Genomic DNA, 8,988 nt, shown 5'->3' on the forward strand with positions numbered 1-8,988 from the left:
CTGGAGGGGTGCCCGTAGGGCGGGGTGGTGACTCTGGAGGGGTGCCCGTAGGGCGGGGTGGTGACTCTGGAGGGGTGCCCGTAGGGCGGGGTGGTGAAGGCTGGGTCGGGGTAGGGGTTGGCTCAACACTCGCAACAGTGAGATGCACCCATTGTAGGGGCGCAAGCATTGCGCCCCTACAATGGGTGCAAGCATTGCGCCCCTACAAATACAGATTGACGCCGCTCGTTTTTATAGACTTATCAGTATTGCGAAATTCCGTATAAGATAACAATTTTTCTCCCTAATTTTACGTCGGTATGGAAGAAACGACTGAAGTCGTTACTACGAACAATAATAAAAAAAGCCCCACATTTGAACGTGTGGGGCTTTTTTATGCTAATTTTAAGTTACAAAGAAACTACCACACCAGGGCTTTCATTGGCCATACGGTCTACGCTACAAACCGCATAACTTCCCGGTTGCAATCCGGTGATGGAATTGGTAGCAGAATTCAGAACTTTGACCAGTTGCCATTGATTGCCGTTGAGACGATAAACTGTCCAGTAACGAATATCATTGCTGCCAGAATTCCAGGCGATCGCATTATCACCGACACGGACACCTGTTGGCGCTGCTGGAGGAACTGCATCTAACCAAGGCATAGTAGGAGGCAGCGCCTGAGACGGATAGACTGCCGCTCTAAAACGCTCGTTGATTCCTAACCAATTTTCATTAAACACTTTCATGCTAAAGAAAATATTGCCCAGGGAAAGTTTATCCACTTCTTGGCGAGAAATTTCCACCTGTCTTTCAAATTCAGAAATCGGCCACCCACTGCCATCGAGTTTGCTGAGATAGTTTCCGGCATAAATATGACGGCGCAGGGGATTATTTTGACTCCACCAGTTTAATAAAACCGGATAGCTTTGTTGGGGTGGGTCAATCCGCCAATAGAGTTGAGGGGCCAGATAATCGAGCCAACCTTCATCCAGCCATTTTTTAACGTCGGCATAGAGTCCATCAAATTGGTCAAACCCGACTATTCCCTCAGCTTTTCCAGGACGATAAATTCCAAAGGGGCTAATCCCAAATTTAACGTAGGGTTTTTCGGTTTTAATCCCATTCCAAATCCGTTCGATCGCATCGTTGACGTTTTTTCTGCGCCAATCGGCGAGTCCAAGGGTTCCGCCACTGTTTTGATAGGCGGCATAAGTCGCGTTATCGGGGAAACGAACCCCTTCTTGTGGATAGGGGTAGAAATAGTCATCAATATGAATGCCATCGACATCATAGCGACGGACCACATCCATAATCACGTTATAAGCCCGGTCTTGGACCTCTTTGACCCCGGGGTCCATCCAGAGTAAATCCCCATATTGATAGGCGTATTGGGGATACATGGAGGCAATATGGTTGGGACTCAGGGCATATCTTTCTCCCGGCATTTTAGCGCGGTAGGGGTTAAACCAAGCATGAAGCTCGATATTGCGCTTGTGACTTTCGGCGATCGCAAACTCCAGGGGGTCATAAAAAGGTTGGGGCGCTTGTCCCTGAGTTCCCGTCAGCCATCCACTCCAAGGCTCAATTTGCGACGCATAAAAGGCGTCTCCATTGGGGCGAATTTGGAGGACCAGGGCATTCAAATTTAAAGATTGCATCTGGTCGAGGATTTTCACCAGTTCCGCTCTTTGCTGATCTACGGACAGATTGCCAGCGGAGGGCCAGTCAATGTTAGCCACCGATGCCACCCAGACCCCTCGAAATTCGTGCTGATGGCCGACGCTGACGAGTTTTTGAACCCGATCATCGCCTTGGAGTGGAAATGGGAGTTGGGTAATGTCAGGGGAGTTCGGCTCAACTCCAGGGTTGTTGATGGGTGCAGGGACTGCAGTGGGGGGTGCCACCGCAGGCGGCATCACTGGGCGCGGATACTGCGCGGTCCCCGGTGGAACGTTGAGCAAGAGCAAGAGTAAACAACCCCAGAGGGCAAACTGAATTTTGAGTGGATTTCCCGTGAAAAAAGTACGAACGATGTGCCGATATAGGGACCACAGGTTTGTTGATAAATGGCCTGTCGCACCCATTCGGCGCTTCGGTTGTTTTTGCTGGAAAATTCGGAATACTAAGCGCATCAATTTCATCATCTATCCCGCTGGATACCCCGCGTTGCATCAACAATCTTAATAACGTTAGCGTAGATTGGGAATTTTATCATTCCAGGAGCTACTCTAATTTTGAAGGCTTCGAGATGCTGACCGAACCGATTTACCCGCAGTTCCAGGCTTTGCTTTCTGTTCCCCAGAGGTCGGGCGATCGCCCATAGAATCCAGTGATTCTCGTAGGCGATCGCGATTCTCTAGGTTGGGTGGCATTCTCGTCTGGATTAGCAATACGCCAGAGCCGTCGGTCTATCCAGATCTTTTCCTAGAATTGACTTCCTTGAGAATTTAAACCCTTTATCCCTGATTGGCTCCTGGGGGATGATAACTTGGCCTCGGAGGGAGCCGGTTCCAGATTTCCGGTGACGCAGATCATCATAGAGAGATGATCCGGTCCTCTGTTGCCATTGGCTTTAAATCACTCCCACCTTTGACGATTATCACGAGCTACCCACCCTTGCGATCGCTGTAGGATCTGGAATTTCAGGACATATTAAAAGGGTAGAGTTCAACAACACCTCAATATGCAAGTACCCACCATTTACTCCACCTCCCTGATTGCTGAAGTCTTCGGTCAAGCCTGGAATGCCGGTTCTCTAACCGTCAATCAACGGAAAGATTTGATGCTTGCCCTTTTAGAAAATCCCCTCAACTCTGAAGACTATGCGGCGATCGACCGCCTACTGCACGCTGTACGCCGGGGATGGATTAAAGTCTCCGAGTAATCGACCCAGCCCTCGACCTGTCCTCCCCTGATGCTTTCTAAAAACGATTCAAAATTTAAACCATGACCGTCTTTATCTCAAGATTCAAACATTAAATGCACTCATCAATTCAACTTTAAATCCCTTTTTAAATTAACAATTTATTGAGATATTTGGGTTTTAACTACACGAGTTTCGTGTAGTTTTTTTTAGAATTCAGGGTTCAATCTGCTTTGGACCCATCACCCCTGACCCTAACTCAATCGAGCTGTGCATTCCAGGATTAAGCGTTGATTAATCAGAGCAAAAGGCTGAATGGCGAGGGCTTGTTGGAATGCCTGAATTGCTTCTCGGTACTTTCCTAGGGTGGCATAACATAATCCCAGTCCATGTAGCGCTCCAAAATGAACCGGATTGAGTTCGATCGCCATGCGGCAGTCCTCTATGGCTTTGTAATAGTCGCCCATACTGTAATACAGAACCGCTCGTCGATTCCAAGCTTCGGCAAAATCCGGCTGATCTTCAATCAGTTCCGTCAGGATTGCCTCTGCTTCTTTCAAATTGCCGCGATCGAGCAGCACTTGAGCACGTTGGAGAAAGTCCAACCCATAGACGCCTTTTTGGTGGAACCAGATTCGCCAAAGCTCTTGAGTGGCGCGATCGCGCACTCTCTCCGTTGGGTTTTTCAGGTCTTCCAGTAACGGTTCTATCGAGGATCTATCCATAAAAGCTGCGCTCAAAGCACTGAAGGTGGACGAGCAGAGGCTCATTTCTATTATGCCGCCTCGGGTTACCTCAGAGGATGCCAGAAATCGATGGCGGCGATCGCCAAGGGTGGTTCCCCTAGACTGTCACCTCACGCCAGTTGCCTCGCCAAAACACGATCGCCAAGATAATCGCCCGAATCATCCAATCACAAGTAGAACCGATCCACACCCCCACTAATCCCCAATTCAAAACAAACGCAAAGATATAGGTGGCAAATAATCGCACCCCAAACCAGCCGATCGCCGAGACATAAAAGGCCGTTTTCGTATTTCCAGCACCTCGGAGTGCTTGCTCGATCGCCATACTCATCCCCATAAACGGTTGCGCGACTGCGGCGATATATAAACAAGGCACTGCAGCGGCAATAATCTCGGCATCTTTGGAAAAAATTCCTAACAATACCTCCGGAATCCCCAAAAATAATAGACTACCCAAACTCAAACAGCAAACGGCTAATCCGGTGGCAATGATGCTGCTGGTGGTGGCTTGATCCGGTCGATTCGCCCCTAATTGTTGGGCAACGATCGCCGCTGTGGCAATGCCAAATCCTTCGGCAATGTAGTAGCAAATTTCCTCAATCCCCAAGGTAATCTCGTAGGCAGCCATTGCTTCGGTTCCCAAGGTGGCGATCGCCGCACTAAACCCCAGATAGCCTAAGCTGCGAAACAGGCGTTCATTGAAACTTGGGACTGAGATCCGGAATAATCGACGCAAGGCGGGAAGTTCCCCTCCGCGATCGCGCAAGGTTAACTGCTGAGTCCCTCGGTACAAAATTATCCCTAAAATCACGGTGTTAATTGCCATTGCGGTGACACTGGCGATCGCTGCACCCGCGATTCCCAAGTTGGGTGCACCCCAATTGCCGAAAATCAGGCAGTAGTTGAGGAGAATATTGACCGCGTTGGCAACCAGTCCCACTTTTAAGGGGATTTGAGTATTTCCTGATGCTTGCAATGCTGCTGCCGCAACAATTGAGAGCAATTGCAGAGGCATTCCCAGGAAGATAATCTGGAGGTAATCTTGGGCAGCTTCTTGGACTTGAGGGGTTCCGAAGGGAAGATATGCCAGGAGGGGATTTAAACCGAGGGTGCTACCGAGGGCGATCGCCAGTCCAGTCCCGAATGCCAGCAGCAGACTAGCGCGCAGGGTGGCGTTACTGAGGGATTTATCTTGGGCTCCCACGGCGCGTCCGACGAGGGCGATCGTCCCTACAGAAAAAGCAGAGAGGGTACTATAGAGACACCAATGCAGGGGTCCGCTAATTCGCATAGAGGCTAAGGCGGTGCTGCTGTAGTGGCCCAACATGGCGCGATCGGCGAGAAAAACCAATGCTTGTAGAAGCAGTTGGGCGATCGCCGGGGTCGCTAATTTGAGTACGGCACGTCCGATGGCGATCGGATCTGTTAGGGTCTGAGCATTGGCTAGACTCGGTTTGAACAATTTCATGAATGGGATTCAGGAGGAACAACAGGTGAAAGATGTTGTTATGAGGAATAAAGATAAGAGAACGCCTGAAGGCGTTACTACAAACAGAGAAAGAGAACGCCTGAATGCGTTACTACTAGCCCCACCTGAGCAGATGCGGGGCCAGGGAGGGGCGGTTGTAGAACTGAAAAATTACCCGGCTTCTGAGGGGAAACCGGGTTAAATAGGAGTGAATTGTTCAAGGGGCGATCGCGTTTTAAGGAGCAAGCCATCCGGCACTTAAAATCACGGTTAAGCCCATAAAAATAATCGTCAATGCCCAAGTGATGCGATTGAGAGTGGTTTCTGCACTTTTAGCACTGGTAAACAGTTGAGCTTGTCCTCCAATCCCACCAATTCCATCTCCTTTCGGGCTGTGGAGTAAGACTAAAATAATTAAACTAATCGCCGACAATAGCCAAATCAGTTGGACGAAAGTTGAGATATTCATGTACAGCGATACCTGGGTAAATCGTTGAAATTGAGTGCTTCTTTATTTACTCTGATTTGTTCAAGGTCATTTGTCAATTTCAAATTTTAAAATGACCTTGAACAAACCGCAGTGGATGACCCTGAGCATCCTAAACGGGAATTCGCAGGGGTTCGCGAGAAGACTGAAGGTTGAAGGCTGGAGACTCAATGGCAGAACGTCCTGTCATTTCCTGGGGTTGCGGCAGTTGTAAGATTTCCAACAGAGTCGGAGCAATATCGGCTAAACAGGCATCGGTTCGCAGTTTGACTTCGGTCCCATGTCCAGGAATTTTCCAACCTTCTCCTTCGATGAGAATCAAGGGGACTGGATTGGTGGTGTGAGCAGTCCAGGGGTTGCCGTTTTCATCGATCATATATTCAGCATTGCCGTGATCGGCAATGATTAAGGTAGTGCCTCCGGCGCGACCGATCGCATCGAGTAAGCGACCCAAACATCGGTCTACGGTTTGGATTCCGGTAATGGTGGCCTCGATATTTCCCGTATGACCGACCATATCCGGGTTAGCGTAGTTCACCACCACCAGGGAGTAAATCCGTTTTTTCACCCCGGCAATCACCACATCGGTGACCGCTTCGGCAGACATTTCCGGGGCTTTGTCATAGGTTGCCACCATCGGCGACTGCACTAATTCTCGGTCTTCGCCCTCGAAGGGTTCCTCTAAACCGCCGTTAAAGAAATAGGTGACATGAGCATACTTTTCCGTTTCTGCGGCCCGCAACTGCCGCAAACCGTGATTGGAGACGACTTCTCCAAAAATATTGCTGAGGTTTTGGGGTTCAAAGGCTACCAATACAGGTAGTTCAGAATCGTATTGGGTAAAGGTGGCAAAGCAGAGGAGCGCAATTTTCTCCCGCTCAAATCCTTGAAAATTCGGGTCTACAAAGGCGCTGGTGAGTTGTCTGGAGCGATCGGGACGGAAGTTAAAGAAGATGACCCCATCTCCCGATTCTACGGCTCCGGGTGCAATCCGAATGGGTAGGACAAATTCATCGGTGAGGTCCTGGGTGTAAGACTCTTTTAAGTGTTCAATGACGGAACGACCGTCACCGGGTCCATCGGTGGTCATGACTTTATAGGCCATTTCTACCCGATTCCAGCGGTTATCTCGGTCCATCGCATAATATCGACCGCTGAGGGTAACGATGCGACCCACGCCGATTTCCTGGGCGGCTGCTTCTATTTTTCCCAGGGCTTCTGCGCCGTCTCTGGGAGAGGTATCCCGACCGTCAGTGATGGCGTGAATACAAACGTCGGTGAGACCTTGAGCTTTGGCAAGGTGGAGTAGTCCAATTAAATGATTTTGGTGGGAGTGGACCCCTCCCTCGGAGCAAAGCCCCATGAAGTGGAGTTTTCCACCTCTTTCTTTAGTGTCTTGGCAAACTTTAACGAGTGCCGGGTTGTTCAAGATGGAGCCATCTTCTACCGCATCGGTGATCCGCAGGAGTTCTTGTTTGACAATTCGACCGGCCCCGATATTCATGTGCCCGACTTCAGAATTGCCCATTTGACCTTCCGGCAGTCCCACTGCTTTCCCGGATGTGCGAATTGTTGTATTGGGATAGGCGGCCTGAAGGCTGTCCATCACGGGTGTTTTGGCAGCAGCAATAGCATTTCCTGTGGTTAATTCGCTGACTCCCCAACCATCTAAAATTACTAGCACCACTGGAGAAACAGGCTCTTGTGCCATATTTACTGACCTTTTGATTCGTGATTTCTGTTTAATAATATGACTTCTCTGCTTCCCACTGCCATGCAATGGAGATGGAGATTCCGCGGATTTGTGCTCCGGAGTTCCTGCTTGATAGTCTGTTGACTTGATTCCGTTACCGGCATTCTTGTCGCTTCGACTCTACAGGTATTTTTTATTCCCCTGTAACCCAGGGTACTAAAAATTCTGCGATCGCAGATCACCCGTTGATTGGAACTCGGGCAACCTGAAGTGGATTTGGGTGAACCACATTCAGTTAATGGTTCTATTGTAACGCTTAATCTGTAGGGCAACTTTTGACCGGGCGCTCAGGGTATTCCCGTCGCCTTCTTGGGGAATTTTCGTTCCTAGCTGATCTCGATTCTGTTGAAGAGTGTTCTTAACAATCTGTTACAATCGAGGACAAGTTTCTCAAATGCTGATCAGTGGGAAGGATGAACCCATCAGAATTGAGGGGACTGTTTTGACAGGCGATCGCACCCAGGGTGGAGCCATTTGACCGGGGTTAAGTTGATGAATGCCCCAAAAAATTCTAATCCTTAATGGGATCGCCACTCCTCAATTCAGGATACGATAGACGTTAATTTTGATAGCACGATTGATTTGTATGATCCCCCTAAAACAATATTGGTCCCGCCTCTTGGCCCTAGTCTTGGTCATGGCGATCGCCTTGGTGGGCTGTTCGGGTAATGGACTGCTTACTGGCGATTATCGCCAAGATACCCTGTCCTTGGTTAATAGTATGAGAACGGCGATCGAACTGCCGGAGGATTCCCCAGAGAAATCCTCGGCTCAGAACGATGCCCGTCTAAGAATCAATGAGTTTTTTGCCCTCTATCGTCGGAATGAGTCCGTGGCGAAGCTGGCCTCATTCACCACCATGCAAACCGCATTGAACGGGTTAGCGGGACATTATAATTCCTATCCCAACCGTCCGGTCCCTAAAAAGTTGAAAGATCGTCTCGAACAGGAGTTAAACCAGGTAGAATCGGCACTGAGTCGAGGAACTTAATCCGGTAATCTCCCATCCGGGATAGGGCTGCTCAGTTGAGAGTGAACTCCTCTTGTGCGGGTCCTTTTTGGGCGATCGCAACATTGCCCTCGCCCAAAAAAATGAGTCAATCCATCTATTAGCCCCCCAGTTTAGGGATAAGGGTACAACCTGGAACCCTTGGCGCTTAGAGATCGTTGCCAACCCAAATCTAATCAAAGGCTGGCAATCATGCTGAAAAACTAAGATACAACTGAACAGTGCTGAGAAACTTCTGCATGGATTCTTTACGAGTACCTGATGTCTAATCGTCTCAAAAAAATTTTTAAACCTAAAACAGCGATGACGCTTGACTGGCAGCATTTTTATCGCGGTTTCCTGGCAACAGTTCTAACCGCGATCGTGAGTCCCACATTCTGGAGCCAACCGGCCCAGTCCCAAGTTAGAGGGTCCTGTCTGGCTTCTCCAGCAGATATCGCTGAAAAAGAACAACTGCGCCAAGCCACCCTCGAAGGTGATCAGGCGGCCCGCGATCGCTATCAAGCCTTTCTGGTCAAAGAAGCCGAACGCTTACAAGACTGTCGCCAGCAAACTTGGCCCCAAAATCAAGCCCTCTGGTTACGCCTGTATCCCTGCGATCTTCAACCCGGAGCCTTAGACGCGCTCATGGATAGAATCGTGAACAAGGGCTACAACCAAGTCTATCTCGAAGCCTTCTA

The 8,988-nt window shown here is 49.4% G+C and carries 9 protein-coding genes and 1 pseudogene; 4 read left to right on the plus strand and 6 right to left on the minus strand.

Annotation, left to right across the window (positions count from 1 at the left end; genetic code table 11):
* Window positions 1–389: 389 nt before the first annotated feature.
* Together J0895_RS07465 and J0895_RS07470 are read right to left on the minus strand one after the other, a co-directional pair.
* A complete protein-coding gene (locus J0895_RS07465; RefSeq protein WP_207087480.1) occupies window positions 390–2,114 on the minus strand; it encodes a glycoside hydrolase family 10-like protein in 1,725 nt (574 codons plus the stop codon).
* Window positions 2,115–2,210: 96 nt separating this feature from the next.
* Window positions 2,211–2,354 (minus strand): hypothetical protein, encoded by a 144-nt coding sequence (locus J0895_RS07470; RefSeq protein ID WP_207087481.1) that lies wholly within the window; start codon window positions 2,352–2,354, stop codon window positions 2,211–2,213.
* Window positions 2,355–2,665: 311 nt separating this feature from the next.
* Between J0895_RS07470 and J0895_RS07475 the strand changes: the two genes are divergently transcribed.
* A complete protein-coding gene (locus J0895_RS07475; protein ID WP_207087482.1) occupies window positions 2,666–2,866 on the plus strand; it encodes a hypothetical protein in 201 nt (66 codons plus the stop codon).
* 233 nt (window positions 2,867–3,099) lie between these two features.
* Here the strand turns inward: J0895_RS07475 and J0895_RS07480 are convergent, their stop codons facing one another.
* From J0895_RS07480 to gpmI, 4 genes are all read right to left on the minus strand, one after another.
* Window positions 3,100–3,570 carry a tetratricopeptide repeat protein gene (locus J0895_RS07480; RefSeq protein ID WP_207087483.1) on the minus strand — a complete coding sequence of 157 codons (471 nt, stop codon included), beginning with the start codon at window positions 3,568–3,570 and terminating at the stop codon, window positions 3,100–3,102.
* A gap of 118 nt (window positions 3,571–3,688) precedes the next feature.
* Entirely contained in the window at window positions 3,689–5,059 is a 1,371-nt protein-coding gene (locus J0895_RS07485; RefSeq protein ID WP_207087484.1) for an MATE family efflux transporter, read from the minus strand.
* 235 nt (window positions 5,060–5,294) lie between these two features.
* The gene (secG, locus tag J0895_RS07490; RefSeq protein WP_207087485.1) at window positions 5,295–5,528 is read right to left on the minus strand and encodes a preprotein translocase subunit SecG; all 234 of its coding nucleotides are present in this window, start codon (window positions 5,526–5,528) and stop codon (window positions 5,295–5,297) included.
* A gap of 130 nt (window positions 5,529–5,658) precedes the next feature.
* The gene (gene gpmI, locus J0895_RS07495; protein WP_207087486.1) at window positions 5,659–7,257 is read right to left on the minus strand and encodes a 2,3-bisphosphoglycerate-independent phosphoglycerate mutase; all 1,599 of its coding nucleotides are present in this window, start codon (window positions 7,255–7,257) and stop codon (window positions 5,659–5,661) included.
* Between the two features lie 394 nt (window positions 7,258–7,651).
* Here gpmI and J0895_RS26295 point away from each other — a divergent pair, with 394 nt between their 5' ends.
* The 3 genes and pseudogenes from J0895_RS26295 to J0895_RS07505 all read left to right on the plus strand — a co-directional run.
* On the plus strand, window positions 7,652–7,777 hold the full coding sequence (locus tag J0895_RS26295; RefSeq protein WP_277989798.1) for a hypothetical protein: 126 nt from the start codon (window positions 7,652–7,654) through the stop codon (window positions 7,775–7,777).
* A 108-nt stretch (window positions 7,778–7,885) separates the two neighbouring features.
* The gene (psb27, locus tag J0895_RS07500) at window positions 7,886–8,290 is read left to right on the plus strand and encodes a photosystem II protein Psb27 (protein ID WP_207087487.1); all 405 of its coding nucleotides are present in this window, start codon (window positions 7,886–7,888) and stop codon (window positions 8,288–8,290) included.
* Window positions 8,291–8,611: 321 nt separating this feature from the next.
* Window positions 8,612–8,988, plus strand: a pseudogene (locus J0895_RS07505) (hypothetical protein); the annotation flags it as partial.

Origin of the sequence: Phormidium pseudopriestleyi FRX01 (genome assembly GCF_017313335.1) — a bacterium.
In the GTDB taxonomy this organism is placed as follows: Bacteria; Cyanobacteriota; Cyanobacteriia; order Cyanobacteriales; family Laspinemataceae; genus Laspinema; species Laspinema pseudopriestleyi.